At 64.2% G+C, this 16,280-nt stretch carries 14 protein-coding genes; 7 read left to right on the top strand and 7 right to left on the bottom strand.

Annotation, left to right across the window (positions count from 1 at the left end):
* The first annotated feature begins 2 nt into the window (after window positions 1-2).
* Both I6F20_RS22535 and I6F20_RS22530 read left to right on the top strand, forming a co-directional pair.
* Complete coding sequence (locus I6F20_RS22535; protein ID WP_036013844.1) at window positions 3-332, top strand: DUF2160 domain-containing protein; 330 nt, start codon at window positions 3-5, stop codon at window positions 330-332.
* A gap of 130 nt (window positions 333-462) precedes the next feature.
* Window positions 463-2,205: an ABC transporter substrate-binding protein gene (locus tag I6F20_RS22530; protein ID WP_036013842.1), complete on the top strand. Its 1,743-nt coding sequence runs from the start codon at window positions 463-465 to the stop codon at window positions 2,203-2,205.
* A 237-nt stretch (window positions 2,206-2,442) separates the two neighbouring features.
* On the opposite strand, the gene I6F20_RS22525 is transcribed toward I6F20_RS22530, so the two are convergent.
* From I6F20_RS22525 to I6F20_RS22515, 3 genes are all read right to left on the bottom strand, one after another.
* Entirely contained in the window at window positions 2,443-3,543 is a 1,101-nt protein-coding gene (locus I6F20_RS22525) for an alkene reductase (protein ID WP_225127865.1), read from the bottom strand.
* Window positions 3,544-3,722: 179 nt separating this feature from the next.
* The gene (locus tag I6F20_RS22520; protein ID WP_036013837.1) at window positions 3,723-4,226 is read right to left on the bottom strand and encodes a DUF1993 domain-containing protein; all 504 of its coding nucleotides are present in this window, start codon (window positions 4,224-4,226) and stop codon (window positions 3,723-3,725) included.
* Between the two features lie 111 nt (window positions 4,227-4,337).
* The gene (locus I6F20_RS22515; RefSeq protein WP_109145014.1) at window positions 4,338-5,633 is read right to left on the bottom strand and encodes a lytic murein transglycosylase; all 1,296 of its coding nucleotides are present in this window, start codon (window positions 5,631-5,633) and stop codon (window positions 4,338-4,340) included.
* A 281-nt stretch (window positions 5,634-5,914) separates the two neighbouring features.
* Between I6F20_RS22515 and I6F20_RS22510 the strand changes: the two genes are divergently transcribed.
* On the top strand, window positions 5,915-8,239 hold the full coding sequence (locus I6F20_RS22510; protein ID WP_225127864.1) for an AI-2E family transporter: 2,325 nt from the start codon (window positions 5,915-5,917) through the stop codon (window positions 8,237-8,239).
* 39 nt (window positions 8,240-8,278) lie between these two features.
* Here the strand turns inward: I6F20_RS22510 and I6F20_RS22505 are convergent, their stop codons facing one another.
* Together I6F20_RS22505 and I6F20_RS22500 are read right to left on the bottom strand one after the other, a co-directional pair.
* Entirely contained in the window at window positions 8,279-10,219 is a 1,941-nt protein-coding gene (locus tag I6F20_RS22505; RefSeq protein ID WP_074448122.1) for a glycosyltransferase, read from the bottom strand.
* Window positions 10,216-11,562 carry an HlyD family secretion protein gene (locus tag I6F20_RS22500; protein WP_036037076.1) on the bottom strand — a complete coding sequence of 449 codons (1,347 nt, stop codon included), beginning with the start codon at window positions 11,560-11,562 and terminating at the stop codon, window positions 10,216-10,218. The genes I6F20_RS22505 and I6F20_RS22500 overlap by 4 nt, the downstream gene beginning before the upstream one ends.
* A gap of 287 nt (window positions 11,563-11,849) precedes the next feature.
* Between I6F20_RS22500 and htpX the strand changes: the two genes are divergently transcribed.
* The 3 genes from htpX (at window position 11,850) to I6F20_RS38190 (ending at window position 14,167) form a co-directional block, all read left to right on the top strand.
* Window positions 11,850-12,788, top strand: coding sequence for a zinc metalloprotease HtpX (htpX, locus tag I6F20_RS22495; protein WP_036037078.1), 939 nt, complete (start codon window positions 11,850-11,852; stop codon window positions 12,786-12,788).
* A gap of 135 nt (window positions 12,789-12,923) precedes the next feature.
* Window positions 12,924-13,565 carry a tetratricopeptide repeat protein gene (locus I6F20_RS22490; RefSeq protein WP_192893321.1) on the top strand — a complete coding sequence of 214 codons (642 nt, stop codon included), beginning with the start codon at window positions 12,924-12,926 and terminating at the stop codon, window positions 13,563-13,565.
* A 209-nt stretch (window positions 13,566-13,774) separates the two neighbouring features.
* Window positions 13,775-14,167 carry a DUF3551 domain-containing protein gene (locus I6F20_RS38190; RefSeq protein ID WP_346276469.1) on the top strand — a complete coding sequence of 131 codons (393 nt, stop codon included), beginning with the start codon at window positions 13,775-13,777 and terminating at the stop codon, window positions 14,165-14,167.
* Between the two features lie 203 nt (window positions 14,168-14,370).
* On the opposite strand, the gene I6F20_RS22480 is transcribed toward I6F20_RS38190, so the two are convergent.
* Both I6F20_RS22480 and I6F20_RS22475 read right to left on the bottom strand, forming a co-directional pair.
* Window positions 14,371-14,721: a hypothetical protein gene (locus I6F20_RS22480; protein WP_225127863.1), complete on the bottom strand. Its 351-nt coding sequence runs from the start codon at window positions 14,719-14,721 to the stop codon at window positions 14,371-14,373.
* Between the two features lie 164 nt (window positions 14,722-14,885).
* A complete protein-coding gene (locus tag I6F20_RS22475; protein WP_225127862.1) occupies window positions 14,886-15,686 on the bottom strand; it encodes a hypothetical protein in 801 nt (266 codons plus the stop codon).
* Between the two features lie 227 nt (window positions 15,687-15,913).
* Between I6F20_RS22475 and I6F20_RS22470 the strand changes: the two genes are divergently transcribed.
* Window positions 15,914-16,207, top strand: coding sequence for a hypothetical protein (locus tag I6F20_RS22470; protein WP_036013813.1), 294 nt, complete (start codon window positions 15,914-15,916; stop codon window positions 16,205-16,207).
* Window positions 16,208-16,280 lie beyond the last annotated feature (73 nt).

Raw genomic sequence — 16,280 nt, 5'->3', positions numbered from 1 at the left:
CAATGGAATCCATCGCATGGATGGCCTGGACGCTGCCGACCGCGATCTTCTTCGCCGCGCTCGCCTGCACGCTTCTCGTGATGACCTGGCTCGCCGCGGTCTATCCCGAGGCCGAGCGTGTCGGCGTGCTGCGCATCCCGACGACGCGCGGCGACCGCCTGTTCATCTCGCTGATTGCGGCCGCCGTCATCCACCTCGCGTGGATCGGCCTCGTTGGCACCGACGCGATTGCCACGCTGCCTATCGGCGAGGAGGGGTTTGAAATCTCGAGCCTGTGGCTCGCATCAGGAATTTCGCTGGTCACGGCCGCGCTCATTTTCCGCACGGTCTGAAGCTTGCGAAGGGACGGCCAGATCCGGGACCAACCCGGGCCTGTATAAAAGTTTGTCGCTGCAACGGAGGAACAACATGCGACAGTTTAGGAGAAGGAAAGGTCCATTGACCAAGAATAGTTTTCTGACCATGTCCAGCGCCGCTGCGATCATCGCGGTGTCGTTCGCCGTCTCGGCGCCGGTTCGCGCCGCCGACGAGGCCGTGATCCAGAAATGGATCGCGGAATTCACGCCTTCGACGTTGTCGAAGGAGGACCAGAAGAAGGAGCTGGAGTGGTTCGCCAAGGCCGCCGAGCCGTTCAAGGGCATGGAGATCAACGTCGTCTCCGAGACGATCACGACTCATGAATACGAGGCGCAGACGCTCGCCAAGGCATTCTCCGAGCTGACCGGCATCAAGCTCAAGCACGATCTCATCCAGGAAGGTGACGTCGTCGAGAAGCTCCAGACCCAGATGCAGTCGGGCAAGAACGTCTATGACGGCTGGATCAACGACTCCGACCTGATCGGCACGCATTTCCGCTACGGCCAGACCATTGCGCTGTCGGACTACATGACCGGCGAGGGCAAGGACGTCACCAACCCCATGCTCGACGTCAACGACTTCATCGGCAAGTCGTTCGGCACCGGGCCGGACGGCAAGCTCTACCAGCTGCCCGACCAGCAGTTCGCGAACCTCTACTGGTTCCGCTACGACTGGTTCACCAATGCCGACTACAAGGCCAAGTTCAAGGCCAAGTATGGCTACGAGCTCGGCGTGCCCGTGAACTGGTCGGCTTATGAAGACATCGCCGAGTTCTTCACCAATGACATCAAGGAGATCAACGGCGTCAAGGTCTACGGCCATATGGACTATGGCAAGAAGGACCCCTCGCTCGGATGGCGCTTCACCGACGCCTGGCTGTCGATGGCCGGCAATGGTGACAAGGGCATTCCGAACGGTCTGCCGGTCGACGAATGGGGCATCCGAATGGAGGGCTGCCGCCCGGTCGGCTCTTCGGTGGAGCGTGGCGGCGACACCAATGGTCCGGCCGCAGTCTACTCGATCACGAAGTATCTCGACTGGATGAAGAAGTACGCCCCGCCGCAGGCGCAGGGCATGACCTTCTCCGAGTCCGGCCCCGTGCCGTCGCAGGGCAACATCGCCCAGCAGATGTTCTGGTACACCGCCTTCACTGCCGACATGGTGAAGCCGGGTCTGCCGGTGGTGAATGCGGACGGTACGCCGAAGTGGCGTATGGCTCCGTCGCCGCACGGCTCCTATTGGAAGGAAGGCATGAAGCTCGGCTACCAGGACGCTGGCTCCGCCACGCTGCTGAAGTCGACTCCGCCGGATCGCCGCAAGGCAGCCTGGCTCTATCTCCAGTTCATCGTCTCCAAGTCGGTGAGCCTGAAGAAGAGCCATGTCGGTCTCACCTTCATCCGTGAATCCGACATCTGGGACAAGTCGTTCACCGAGCGTGCGCCGAAGCTCGGCGGCCTGATCGAGTTCTACCGCTCGCCCGCGCGCGTGCAGTGGACCCCGACCGGCAACAACGTGCCCGACTATCCGAAGCTCGCGCAGCTGTGGTGGCAGAACATCGGCGATGCGTCGTCCGGTGCGAAGACGCCGCAGCAGGCGATGGATGCTCTCGCGGCGGCCCAGGACTCCGTGCTGGAGCGTCTGGAGAAGTCCGGCGTGCAGGGCGCCTGCGGTCCGAAGCTGCACAAGAAGGAGTCGGCCGAGTACTGGTTCGCCAAGGCCCAGAAGGACGGCACCATCGCGCCACAGCGCAAGCTCGCCAACGAGAAGCCGAAGGGCGAGACGGTGGACTACGACACCCTGATCAAGTCGTGGCCCGCCACTCCGCCCAAGCGCGCGGAAGTGAAGTAAGCGGCGCTTAGAGCGATATCAAACACGAAAGGCCGGGAGCGATCCCGGCCTTTTTCTTTTGTCGTTGTGGTGCGAGGGTTTTTCACACCCTCGATGTCATTGCCCGCCTAGTGCCCAATTGCGCACAGGGGCGGGCAATCCAGTATTCCAGAGACGGTCGTGGTTGAACCGAGAAGCCGCGGCGTACTGGATGCCCCGCCTTCGCGGGGCATGACAGCGTCATGTGTGGAGAAGAACCTACTCCGCCGGCTCGGCCGCCAGCGTCGGGTAATCCGTGTAGCCCTTCGCACCACCGCCGTAGAACGTGTTCTTGTCCCAATCGTTCAGCGCCGCTCCCTGCTTCAGCCGCTCGACGAGGTCGGGATTGGAGATGAACGGCTTGCCGAAGGCGATGAGGTCGGCGGCGTTCGCCTCCAGCACCTTGCTGGCCAACTCGAAATCGTAGCCGTTGTTGGCGACGTAGGCGCCCGAGAAGCGGTTGCGCAACGATGCATAGTCGAACGGCGCGATGTCGCGCGGCCCGCCGGTGGCGCCTTCGACCACGTGGAGATAGACCAGCTTCAACGCGCTGAGGCCGTCGACGATGTGATCGTACAGGGCCTGCGGGTTGGAATCCGAGACGTCGTTGGCCGGCGTCACCGGCGAGATGCGGATGCCGGTGCGCCCGGCGCCGGCCTCGGCGACGACGGCCTTGGAGACCTCCAGCATCAGCTTCGCGCGGTTCTCGATCGAGCCGCCATAGGCATCAGTGCGCTTGTTGGCGCCGTCCTTGGCGAACTGCTCGAGCAGATAGCCGTTGGCGCCGTGGATTTCGACGCCGTCGAAGCCGGCTTCCAGCGCGTTCTTCGTGGCGCGCTTGAAGTCGTCGATGATCCCGGGAATCTCGGAGAGCTCGAGCGCGCGCGGCTCGGAGACGTCGGCGAAGCCGCCGTTGACGAAGGTCTTGCCCTTGGCTCGGATCGCGCTCGGTGCCACCGGGGCTGCGCCATTCGCCTGCAGATCGACATGCGAGATGCGGCCGACATGCCAGAGCTGGATGAAGATCTTGCCGCCGCGTTCATGCACCTTGTCGGTGACCTTGCGCCAGCCGGCGACCTGCTCCTTGCTATAGATGCCGGGCGTGTCCTGATAGCCCTGACCTTGTTGCGAGACCTGGCTCGCCTCGGTGATCAGCAGGCCCGCGGATGCACGCTGGGCGTAATATTCGGCGGCGAGCGGACCGGGCACGAAGGTGCCGGGTACGGCACGGTTGCGCGTCAGCGGCGCCATGACCAGGCGGTTGGCCAGCGTGATCGGGCCGAGCTTGTAGGTCTCAAACAATTTGGTCGAACGGCTCATGGGAATGCTTCCAGGCGGTGAGAGGTCTCGAACAATTGTGCATCGCGACATCGGGCGCAAGGGATGAGCCATACGCAAAGTGCAGGCGAGCTACGCGGCAGGGCGCGCGTAGCATAATTCGTGTGCAATGTCGGCTGCGACAGCGAAATCCCACTGTCGCGGTCGTGCGATTTCACAAATCAGTTCGCGCCGAGGAAATCGCGCTTGCCGATCTCGACGCCGTTGTGACGCAAGATGCCGTGGGCGATCGCGGCGTGGAAATAGAGGTTCGGCAGCGAGAACGAGCTCAGGAATTGCTGTCCCGTCATGGTGATGGTCTTGCCGGGGCCGATCGGAAAGGTGACGTCCTTGGCGTCGGCGCCCTCAAACTGCTCGGGCTTGAAGGATTTGACATAGTCGATCGTTTTCGCCAGCCGCTGCTTCAACTCCGCAAAGCTGGTTTCGGTGTCGGGCGTCGAGGGGACCTCGCTATGCGTCAGCCGCGCACAGCCTCTGGTCGGATAGTCGCTGACCAGCTGGATCTGCCGCGACAGCGGCAGCATGTCCGGGAAGAGGCGCGAGCCGAGCAGGACGCTGGGATCGATCTTCCTGGCCGCGCAATGCGCCTCAGCTTTGGTGAGCAGCCCGGTCACGCTGTTCAGCATCTGCAAATAGGCGGGGACGACGGCGTCGTAGAAGGACATGTGATGCTCGCTTCAAATGGTGGGAAATCTCAGGAGAAAACCTGAGCCACTCACATGGGAGCCTCATGGAAAATTGCAATCGCGGAAAGAGACTTGTGCGATGCGAAAATTCTACCGCACCGTCGTCTGGGGCAGGACCTGCGCCGTGCCGCCGCGCATGCGCGCGAGCAGCTCGGCGGTCGGCCAGGAATCCGCCGGCAGGCCGTACTTGATCTGCGTCGCCTTCACCGCGGCGCGGCTCTGCTGCCCCAGCACACCGTCGACCTTGCCGACGTTGAAGCCGGCGCGCACCAAGAGCTGCTGCAATTCCTTGAGCTCGTTGAACGGCAATTGCGCGACCGGCGCCGCCGGCTTGCGCATCGGCGCGGCCCCGGCGATGCGCGAGGCGAGATAGCCCGCGGTGGTCGCGTAGATCAGCGAGTTGTTCCACTCGGTGTAGGCCGCGAAATTCGGATAGGCCATGAAGGCCGGCCCGAAGCGTCCCATCGGCAGCAGCACGGAGGCTGCGAGATTGTCGTTCGGCAAGGGCCGGCCGTCGGGATAGGTGACGCCCAGTTGCGCCCATGTCGAGCGCGGCTCGCGTACCGTGAGATCGGTCTTCTCCCACGGCAGGTTCGGCGGCACCTTGATCTCCTCGAGCCACGGCTCGCCGCGCCGCCACTTCAATCCGTTTGCGATGTAGTTCGCGGTCGAGCCGATCACGTCGGCCGGCGAGCGCAACAGGTCGCGCCGTCCGTCGCCGTCAAAGTCGACCGCGTAGTTGACGTAGTGCACGGGCAGGAATTGGGTCTGGCCGAGCTCGCCGGCCCAGGAGCCGATCATCTCGTCGGGATGCAGATCGCCGCGGTCGATGATCTTCAGCGCCGCGATGGTCTCGTTCACGAACATCTCCGAACGGCGGCAATCATAGGCGAGCGACACCAGCGATTTCAGCGTCGGCAAATTGCCCATGTTGGCACCGAAATCGCTCTCGAGGCCCCAGAACGCGGCGATCACCGCGGGCGGCACGCCGTATTCCTTTTCCGCGCGCGCAAACGCCGCGGCGTATTGCTTGATGTGCTGCTGCCCGTTCTGCATGCGATAGGCCGCGGCCATGCGGCCGGCGAATTCGGTGAAGAGCTGTCCGAACACGCGCTGGCCGCGGTCGCGGTTGACGATGCCCTGGTCGTAGACGAGATAGGGCGATGCCTCCGCGATCGTGCGCTGCGACACGCCGGCGGCCACCGCCTGTTGCTTCACCTCGGTCAGGAAGCGATCGAAGCTCGCGCCATTGTGGCACGAGGCCCCGCGCGGCGAGGGGGCCTTCGGCACTGCGGGCTTGGCAGGAGGCGGAAGCATTTGGGCGGATGCCGTGGCCGTGCATGCGATAAGCGCGAGGGCCGCGATCGGAAATCGGGTCTGGACCATGGGGGTTCCGGCGGGGAAGGGCAGGCGTGGATTCGGCCGAAGTTTAGGGGAAGCGGCCGCCCCAGGCCATCCCCACCCTGCACCTGATCTAGAGGACGATAGGTCGCCCGCCTTGGTGCGCAGGGGCATGTATTCAGAAATCAAGCCATCGGCTCGGTTGGATCAATCCCGCCGAATCGGGGTTGACCTGTCGAAACCGTTACGGAAAGGCTCGATCTGTGGCCGAGTTGCCTCCGGCGTCGACGCAACGAACACCGGCCGTGCGAGCCGCAACCTCGCCCATGCTCACGGCCGGCGGCATCGTCCTAGCCATCGGAGCCCTCTATCTCGGCCGGGAAATCTTCGTTCCTTTTGCCCTTGCGATCCTGCTGAGCTTCGTTCTCACGCCCTTGGTCAATTGGCTGAGACGTTGGAAAGTGCCCCGCATTGCAGCGGTGCTAATTGCCGTTTCCATTGCCTTCATCGTCGTCGCAGGGGTCGCCTTGGTCGTTGGGCGCCAACTGGTCCAACTCGCCAGCAACCTTCCCAATTATCAGACCACCATCACCGAGAAGATCCGCTCGTTGCAAAGCTCCGCGCCGGGCGGCGGGGTCGTCGACGCCGTTACCACGACGATGCAGGATCTCGGCAGAGAGATCTCGGGAGATGAGAAAAAGTCGGCGGCAGCATCCTCCCGGCTTGGCACCGGTAGTGAGAGTCGGGAGCCTGTCACCGTGCGGGTGGAGCCGCCACAGCCGAGACCGCTGGAGCTCATTCGATCGGTCATAGGTCCATTGCTGGCACCGCTTGCGACTTCCGGGCTGGTCGTCATTTTCGTGATCTTCGTGCTGCTCGAGCGCGAAGACCTGCGCGACCGATTCATCAAGTTAGCCGGAGCCGGTGACCTTCAGAAGAGTACTCAGGCCATCAACGATGCTGCCTCGCGGGTCAGCCGCTATCTGCTGATGCAGCTTGTTGTCAATCTGACTTACGGCGTGCCGATCGGTGTTGCACTCTACTTTGTTGGCGTGCCGAACGCGATTCTTTGGGGCTTGCTCGCAGCGGTACTTCGATTCATTCCCTACCTCGGTCCTTTCCTGGCTGCTATATTTCCCGTTGCCCTGGCCATCGCCGTCGATCCAGGCTGGACGATGCTGTTCTGGGTCGTCGGTTTGTTCGTTACGGCTGAACTCGTCAGCAACAATGTTGTCGAGCCTTGGCTCTACGGATCCAGCACCGGGCTGTCGTCCCTCGCAATTATCATCGCCGCGATCTTCTGGACGATGCTCTGGGGACCCGTCGGGCTGTTTCTGGCGACGCCTTTGACCGTCTGCCTCGTCGTCATGGGGCGCTACGTCCCGCAGTTGGAGTTCTTGGGCGTTCTGCTCGGCAGCGACCCTGTGCTCGCGCCGGAGGAGCAACTCTACCAGCGGTTATTGGCTGGCAACCTGGAGGAGGCGGTTGAGTTCGCCGAGAACTATGTCGACGAGTGTTCCTCACGCGAGCTGTACGACAACGTCGGAATTCCGGCGCTGCGCCTGGCGGAGAATGATCGTCAGCGCAGCGGCATCGACACCAATTACCGGCGTCTCGTTGCGGATACGGCTATCTCGGTTGTCCGGGAGGTTGATGACCATATCCGCGAAAAAGCGAATGCAGTGGACGAGGGAAATCACACTGCGCAGCGACCATGCGTCCTCTGTCTCGCTGGACGCACGGAGCTCGATCATGCAGCGGCGGAGATGCTCGCGCAGGTGCTCGAGGAGCGCACCATCGGCGCCAAGGTCTTGCCGCCGATCGCGGTCAGTCGGGGAGCATTGGAGCAACTCGATCTCCAGGGGGTCGACGTGGTGTGCCTGTCCTACTTTCACCCGCAGCCGCAGGTCTACGCCCGCTATGTCTTTCGTCGCCTGCGCCGTCGGGCTCCACAGGTGAAGCTTGCCGCCTGCTGCTGGAATTTGATCGCCGGAACGGAACAGACGGGAGAGCTCAAGACCCAGATGGCGGCCGACGCGGCATTCGCCTCTCTCCAAACATGCGTCGAGCAGGTTGAAGCATGGGTCGGTCGCGCGGCAGCTCTCGGCGATACGCCCCAGCTCACGGCCGACGCCGAACGTGCGCAGCTCGCCGCGCTGCGCGGACTTGGCTTGGACGCCTCGAAACGCCAGGACCTGGATGAGGCCTCCAGAAAGGTCGCGCAAGCGTTCAACGTTCCGATCGCGCTGGTGACATTGGTCGATCATATTCAGCTAACCGCCGTTGAAGCCCGCGCCCAAGAAGTTCAAGCAGGTCTGCCGAGCAATCACGAGGGCTCCCTCGACGCGCATGTGATCGCTGCAGGCGATATGCTGGTTTCGGAGGATGTGACCGAAGACCCGCGCTTCGCCGACGATCCGCATGTGCTGGAGCGAGGCATTCGCTTCTACGCGGGGGTCCCGCTCCGGACTTCATCCGGTCATGTTGTAGGCTGCCTTTGTGTCATCGATACTCAGCCGCGTGAGTTCACCGACCGGGATCGTGACCGCCTGCAGGAGATGGCGAAGCAATTGATGATCGATATCCAGAGCGCTCGAGTGGCCACAGGCGTCGAGTCGGATAGCTCGAGAGAGGTGCATCCCGCCCCCTAGCGGCGAGGAAGCCGACCTTGCCGCCAACAGTGCGTGGCGCTAGCCGAACAGCCGCATCAGCAGCGCCTTACCGACCGGGAGCGCCCTGACGCCCCGATAGGCCCGAACATATTCGCCGGCATAGAACGCCCTGATTGCATGCACGCGCGTGTCCATGCCTTCCGCGAACCGCACGGCAAATCCATCAATGGTCCGCCGCACCACGATGGCCGCGATCGAGCGGCCGTAGATTTGGCACTCGATGGTGCTCCCAGGCGCCGGCGGATCGGGATCGATTAGCCGCGCACCGGTGATGGAGATATCGGCGAGCCGCGCCAGATGCGACCTGCCGTCCTGGCGCAGCAGCACCGGCTCGTTGCGATTGAAGCGCTCCGCCTTGCGCTTGCGCGGCTGCTCGATGCAGACGAAGCAGACCACGGTGAGAATGAACGCGTTGTAGAAGCTCCAGGCCAGCGCCAGTCCGCCATAGGCGATGTTCTCGCCGCGCTGCTGCAGGATGAAGGCATAGGCGATGGATGCGAGCGTGATGAAAAGTGCACAGCCGTAGATGCGCAGCAGCGGCCATTCGACGAAGCGTCGGTCGCGGTCGCCGCCTTTCGCGGTGACCTTGAACTTGTGTCCCTTCGGCTTCAACAGGCCGGTCGCCACCGCCTTGAGCACGGCAGGCGCGGCAATCAGTTGGGAGACATCAGTCATCATTGCGAGCGAGCGGCCGCGCGAAAGCCAGGCCATGCTGAGGCCGTTCCAGACATAGAAGGGCAGAAAGACCCGCAACAGCTCGCTCAGATCGGCCCGCACCGCCTGGATGCCGAACAGCAGGAACAGCCAGGGCACCACAAGGCCCGCCACTTTCGAGGTGTAGACCGCCGACCAACTCATGAAGGCGTCGGCCAGCGAGAGGCGGTCGATGAAGGGCAGCTTCGAGTCCCGCGAGAGCGGTCCGCTGCGGCCGCGCACGATCTGCATCAAGCCGAGGCACCAGCGGGCGCGCTGGGTGATGTATTCCTTCAGCCCTTCCGGCGCGAGCCCGATCGTCAGGCGCTCGTTGAGATAGATCGTATTGAGTCCGCGCTCCTTGAGGCGCAGCGTGACGAGATAGTCCTCCGTCACCGAATCGGTCGGAAAGCCGCCGATCCGCATCAGTCCGGAATAGCGGATGAGGGAGGAGGTGCCGCAGCAGAACGCGACGCCCCAGGCGTCCTTGGCCGGCAGCAGGATGTCGAAGAAGAAGCGCTGCTCGTCGGGCCAGACGTCGGTCGCGGCGAGGTTGGTCTGGATCGGGTCGGGATTGATGAAGTGCTGCGGGGTCTGGACCACGCCGACCGACGCATCGTCCATGAGCGAGACGGTGCGCGCAAGGAAATCGGGCCGCGGCACGAAGTCCGCATCGAGAATGGCGACGAACTGCGGCCGCTCCGGCAGCGCCCCGACATGCCTCAGTGCGTGATTGATGTTGCCTGCTTTGGCGTGCTGGTTGTCGGGCCGCGTCAGATAGTGGCAGCCGAGCTCGCCGGACAGCCGCCGCAGCCAGGGCCGTCTTCCGTCGTCGAGCACCCAGACGCGGTAATTGCCGTAGTCCATGCCCGTCGCGCCGATGATCGTACGCTCGAGGATCCCTCGTTCCTCATTGTAGGTGCAGATGAAGACGTCGATCAGCGGTGCGCCCGGATCGGTGGTGCGGCCGTCGACCTTCGCTGCGCCGGTGCGGTCGCGCGTCCGGCTCAGGAACAGCAGCGACAACGCGACCGCGACGAGCGAGGCCGCCTCCAGCAGCATGAAGGGGTAGCCGATCACGGCATCGACGGTCAGGCGCGGCGGCGGAAGCGTCGACATGATCCGCCAATAGAGATAGCGCAGCAGCAAGGTCACCGAGACAATGGCCAGGAACGAGCGTGCCATCGTGCTGTCGCGCCTCAGCAGGGGTACGATCGCCATGAAGGCGCCGAGCGCGATCAGGCCGGGCGTCAGCGCCGCCGTCACGGTGCGGTCTCGTGCCGCGCAAACACCACGCGGCCGGTGCGGCCGACCGTGCAGGCGCGAGCTGCGGCATCGCGCGAGGCCACGGTCACACGATAGGGCTCCTTGCTCAGCGCATCCGGATTGATGGCGAGATTGGCCGGCGCACCGGCAGCGCCGGTCAGGTTGACCACGGTGCCGGAGATCGGCTCGCCGCCGTCATTGGGCTCGAACGTCGCGTGGTCGCCGAGCTGCAGGCGGTTGTAGACGTTCTCGGTGACATTGGCGGTGATCACGGCGCCGCTGCAATCGAGCACTTTGAGCAACGGCTGGCCAGCCTGCACGTCCTCGCCCGGCGATGTCATCATTTCCCAGACGCGGCCTGCGACGGGTGTCGTAATGTTGGCTTCGGTGAGATCCGCGAACCGAACCTCCTCGACGATGATCTCGTTGGCGAGCCAGGCGATCTCCGTGTCGGTGCGCGCGAGATCGGCCTCGAGGTCGCCGGCACGCTGGCGCATCTCTTCCTCGCGCTGAACCGAGCTTGGCCGGTCGTTGTAGCTGTCGCCGAGGAAGGATCCGTTCCGTGCCGCGGCGAGCTCGACCTTGGCCGCGTCCAGCCGCTTGCGCGCACCGAGCTCGGTCTGTTGCGACACGGAGAGCTCGCGCGTCAGACGTGCCAGTTCGACGGTCGAGACATTGCCCGATTTTGCCAGCGAGGAGGCGCGCTCGACGGCGGCACTGGCCTCGTCCCGCCGCGCCGCCGCCGCCTCGATCGAGGTCTGGATCTCCGCGATGCGGGCCTCGAGCTGGAGCACGCGTCCGTCGCGAAACAGCGCGGCCTGCCGCGCCAGATCCTTTTGTGCCGCCTGCGCCGAAGCGAGCTTCGCCGCAAGGCTCGGCCGTTCGTTCTCCAGGCGCGATTTCTGCCGCCGGAGATCGTCGAGCCGGGTGCGATCGCCGCGCGAGTTGAAGACGCGCAGGACGACGGTCCCGGCTTCGAGCTTGGCTTGGTCAGTGACGCGCTGGGCGGCCGCGACGCGGCCACCGATCGGGGTGCGCAAGGTGACGAGGCGGGAATTTAGCACGGCTTCGACGCTCGAATTTTCCCAGATCGCGCGCAGCGGCAGCCAGCCGAACACGGCGACGATGGCGAGCCCGATCGCGACCTTGGCACCGCGCCGCAGATACGGCCAGCGGCGTCCCGATTCTTGCCCGCTCTGCGTCGTGGAAGCATGGTCGGACTCGTCATTGGTGAAGAGGTGCTCGTGCAGGGAGTCCTGCAAACCCTTCGCATCAGTTCTGGCGTCGTGAGGGGAGGGGGCGGATGAGGGGGCGACGGAGGCGGCGCTCGAGCGGTCTACCATGGCGGTCACCTTGCTGACGGGAGGCCAACGGGAACCCGGTCAATGCACAAGGCCAATGCCGCGTGCCCGGTTACCGCGAGTTATGCGGAAATTGCGCTTTCCAGGTTGCTAAGCCTCTGCGTGTGTTTTTGCGCAAATCCCGGTCAAGCTTTAGTGGCGGCGGAAAGGCTGGCTGGCGCCGCTGGCGTCTGCGGCTCCACGACGCACGAACCTTGCAGCCGGCGGCCGCATTCATACTTCGAAGGTGCCGGCCAGAGGTTCGCCCGCGGCCGCCCCAGGAGACGGCCATGAACTATTTTCGTACCGCAATGCTGCTCGCTGGCCTGACCGCCCTGTTCATGGGCGTCGGCTATCTGATCGGAGGCGCCTCGGGCGCCATGATCGCGCTCGTCATTGCCGCCGCAACCAACCTCTTCACCTACTGGAACTCCGACCGCATGGTGCTGTCGATGTACGGCGCCCATGAGGTCGATCGTTCGACCGCGCCGGAGCTGGTCGGCCTCGTCGCCGAGCTTGCGGGCCGTGCCGGCCTGCCGATGCCGCGCGTGTTCGTGATGGATGAGATCCAGCCCAACGCGTTCGCCACCGGCCGCAATCCGGAAAACGCCGCGGTCGCCGTCACCACCGGTCTGATGAACCAGCTCAGCCGCGAGGAGCTCGCCGGTGTGATTGCGCACGAGCTCGCGCACATCAAGCATCACGACACGCTGCTGATGACGATCACCGCGACCATCGCCGGTGCGATCTCGATGCTGGCGCAGTTCGGCATGTTCTTTGGCGGCAATCGCGACAACAACAGCGGTCCGGGCATCATCGGCTCGATCCTGTTGATGATCCTCGCTCCGCTCGGTGCCATGCTGGTGCAGATGGCGATCAGCCGGACCCGCGAATATGCCGCCGACAATCTCGGTGCGCGCATCGTGGGACAGCCGATGTGGCTGGCCTCTGCGCTGGTGAAGATCGAGGGCGCTGCGCACCAGGTCCCGAACTACGAGGCCGAGCGAAACCCTGCGACCGCGCACATGTTCATCATCAATCCGCTGTCGGGCCATGGGGTGGACAACCTGTTCGCCACCCACCCCTCGACGCAGAACCGCGTCGCCGCGCTCCAGCAACTGGCGGCCGAGCTCGGCGCGCGCGCGGCGCCGTCGGTCGGCGCCAACGAGAACTATCCACCGCGCGGGCCGTGGGGCCGCTCCTCCTCACGTCGTAGTCCCTGGGGCTGACGGAGCCGGCAAGGATTGCGTCTGGCTTTGTGATCTGGCGCACACAGGGGGGTCCCCAACCAGTGTTAACTCCTCGGCGTGACCATTCCTTCGAAAGGGGATGGGTGGCTGGCGCGCTGCCGGCCACCGTCGAAGATGACCAGAATTGCCGTACCATTGCTGATCGTCCTTTGCGTGCTCGTCGGCTTGTCCACGCACATGGTCGTCAATTGCGGCGACGAGGATGATCCCGACATCTGCTCGGCCGTGATCGGCTTCTCGCCGCTGCGCGGCTCGCTGATCGCCTTCGCCTATGCGGGACGTGGACGGATCGCGCTGCGTCACGGCGACTTCAAGCGGGCGATCGCCGATTTCGACGAGGCCATCCACCTCAATCCCAACCGCGCTTCGCTCTATCGCGACCGGGCGCTGGCGCGCCGGCAGAACGGCGACTTCGAGCTTGCCATTGCGGATTACGACGAGGCGATCGCGCACGATCCCAAGCGCGCGGCACCTTATCACCAGCGCGGTCTCGCGCTCGCCGCAATGGGCGATCTCGACCGCGCCATCCTGAGCTACAGCACGGCGGTCCGCCTCGACCCCACCGATGCGCAGGCCCGTCTCGACCGCGGCCTTGCATTCCTCGCCCGCGGCCAGACGGACGACGCCCGCGCCGATTTCGAGGCCGCGCTGGCGCTGCCCGCCGGCAAGGACGGTCGCGCGCGAGAGGCCGCGCGCGCCAAGCTCGCGGAACTCGCCAGCGCCGAGCCGACACTGGTGGCCGCGCCGCGAAGATGAGGATCTGGCGCGGCATTTGCGGCGGCACCCTCTCACGTCTTTAGGACAGGTGGCTTGCCGCATAGCGGCGAGATCGGTGAGAGATGCGGAAAGCGAGACTGTCGCGGCTGTCTGCTGCGCGTATGAACCAATTCAACTAGTATTGAGTTGGATCAATACTGGCAGGGTCCAGAGTGCATCCATGTCGTGCGCCCCTGGAGGAGCTTCCAATGTGCAAATGGGCTTTGACGATTCTGACCCTGAGTATCGCTCTGACAGCGGGGCAGGCTCGAGCCCAAAAATATGACCCGGATTATCCCGTTTGCTTGAACGTCATTTCTCGCGGAATGACGCCATACTACCGATGCAGCTTCACGACGATGGACCAATGCAGGGCGTCGGCAAACGGCCAGATGTGCGTCCTCAATCCCTACTACGCCGGTCCTCCGGCGAGAGGAAACGCTCGGCGGCATCATCGCCAGACCTACGCGCCACCGAGGCCGCCGGTCCAGTACCGGGCGGTACCCTATAATCACTTCAATGAACCCTATTATGGGGCATCCCAAGGTTACGCGCCTGGCGAGAAAGAGCGCTTTCTCCAAAGTGTGAGGCAATACATGTGAGGGATGTCGCTCGACTGTTCGACCAGCCCATGCCTGGGGCGGAGGAATCGTTGAGGTCGCGGCCGGCCCGATTGCGGCGGCCGCTAGGGAGCGCGTCGCAAACGCGCAACGCGGCGATCCGATCAAGCCGGAGATAATTGGGAGACAGGCCGGCGAGCCTCCAGATCGCCAATCCCGTGGCGGCGATCAGGAACGTGCAACGACTACGTCTTCTTTTTCGCTTTGGCTTTCTTTGCGGCCTTCTTCGCCGGCTTCTCGTCCTTTGCCTTCTTCTCCGCTTTCACCGTAACAGGCGTGCTGGCGGCGAGGCGCATCGACCGCGCGTAGCTGTCGGCGACGTTATCGGCGGACATCTGCAGGCGCTTGGCGGCCGCAGTCGCCTGCTCCATGGTGGCCTTGGCCATCATCTTGAAGCGCTCGCCGGTCTCCTTGCCCTTGGCCTTGGCCGCAAGGCTGTTGAAGCGATCCCGCCGCTCCTTGGCACGGGTCATCAGGCCCGCATGCAGCTGTCTGGCCAGTTGCCGGATCACGACATCCAGGTCGGCTTCCGCCATGGTCTCTCATCCCCTTCGAAACGGTATCGATGCGGGCGGGACTATGCAGATCGGACCCCGGCTTGGCAATTCCCGGCTGTGCGTCATCCGCAGCTTACCGAGCGTGCGAAACAAAAAAGCCGCGCTGTTCGCGCGGCTCTTTGGCTTGGCTTGGCGCCGTCCGCTCATTTCAGCGAGGCGACCGGGCCGTTCGAGGCCGCCGGCTCGGGGTCGAAGCCGAACACGCCGACCAGATATTTGTAATAGTCCGGCATCTTCTCCTTGAGCGCCTCGCGCGACTTCGGATCGTGGAATTCGCTCTTGCCGGCCAGGAAGATGCTGGCGGTCACCGCAAAGAACTCCATGGGATTCTTCATCGCATAGGATTCCTTGGGCAAGAGGTCTTTGGACTTGGCGAGGGCGTAGTAGGTGATCACGCCCTTGTTGGCGTAGCCGTCCGGCAGCAGCCGCGCGTGGAAGGCGTGCAGCATCTCGTGCAGCAGCACGGCCTCCTTCTCGTAGCGCATCATGTCCGGCCGCAGCATGATCACGCCGAGGCCCGAATCGACCGCGAGGTCGACGGCATTGGGATTGGTCCAGCGCTGCTTGGCGGGGTCCCAGACCGTCAGGGTCCGGGGCGCGGTGCGCTGCATGTCCGGCGTGACCCGGCCGTAGCAGGCGGTGGCGGCGCCTTCGTCGAGGCAGGCGAGTTCGCTCGCGACGATCGGAACAGTGTGGAAGAAGCGCAGCACGCGCGGGGAGAGGCCGACGCCTTCGACGACGTCGATCTGGCTCTTCAGGTTCTCGGTGAGCTTGTCGACATCCTTGCGGTCGCGGTTCTCGGAGATGTCGAACATGTAGCCGCGGTAGCTCTGGAAGCCCGGCGGCAGCGGCTGCGCCGCGCCGGCATCGAGCGACCCGGCGATGGTTGGACTGGCGAATAGCGCGCCGACAATGGCCGCGGTCAGCAGCAACGCAATGCGCATGGTGAACCCCCTGATGTCACTTCGCCCAGCAGATTAAGCCGCCCTTGTTTGCGAAAAGTGAGTGCGGCGAGACTAAGGCACTGATGTTGAGGCGTGCTTAACCGTTGGTTGCAGATCGCGCGGGCGGATTAGGGTCGGGTTAACCAAGCGTGGATCGGCTGCGCGCTTCGGCGTAACATCCGCCCGGGCTCGAGGCCCTCACATCATAGCCGGAAGGGGAGGATGCCATGTATGCCGCCATCCGTCAGGCCAAGGCGAAAAGCGGGAGCGCGGAAGAGCTGACGCGCCGCATCAAGGACGGCGCCGTTCCCATCATCAGCGACGTCGACGGTTTCCGCGCCTATTACGTCGTCTATGGCGGCGACGACACGGTCACCGCGATCTCGATCTTCGACAAGTTCGAGCAGGCGGAGGAAGCCAACAAGCGCGCCATCGCCTGGATCGAGAAGGATCTCGGCCCGCTGCTCGCCGGCGACGCCCGCGCCGTGGCGGGACCGGTGATCGTGCATACGCTGGCGTGAGGGCGCGCGCTATTGATGACCGGAGCGGCGACCACACACTTGGTCGGCATGCCCGGGCTTGACCCTGGCATCC

This window comes from Bradyrhizobium sp. IC3123, assembly GCF_020193625.1.
GTDB classification, from domain to species: Bacteria; Pseudomonadota; Alphaproteobacteria; order Rhizobiales; family Xanthobacteraceae; genus Bradyrhizobium; species Bradyrhizobium yuanmingense.
Note: the sequence above shows the minus strand (reverse complement) of the source record. Positions and strands in the feature narration are given on the sequence as shown.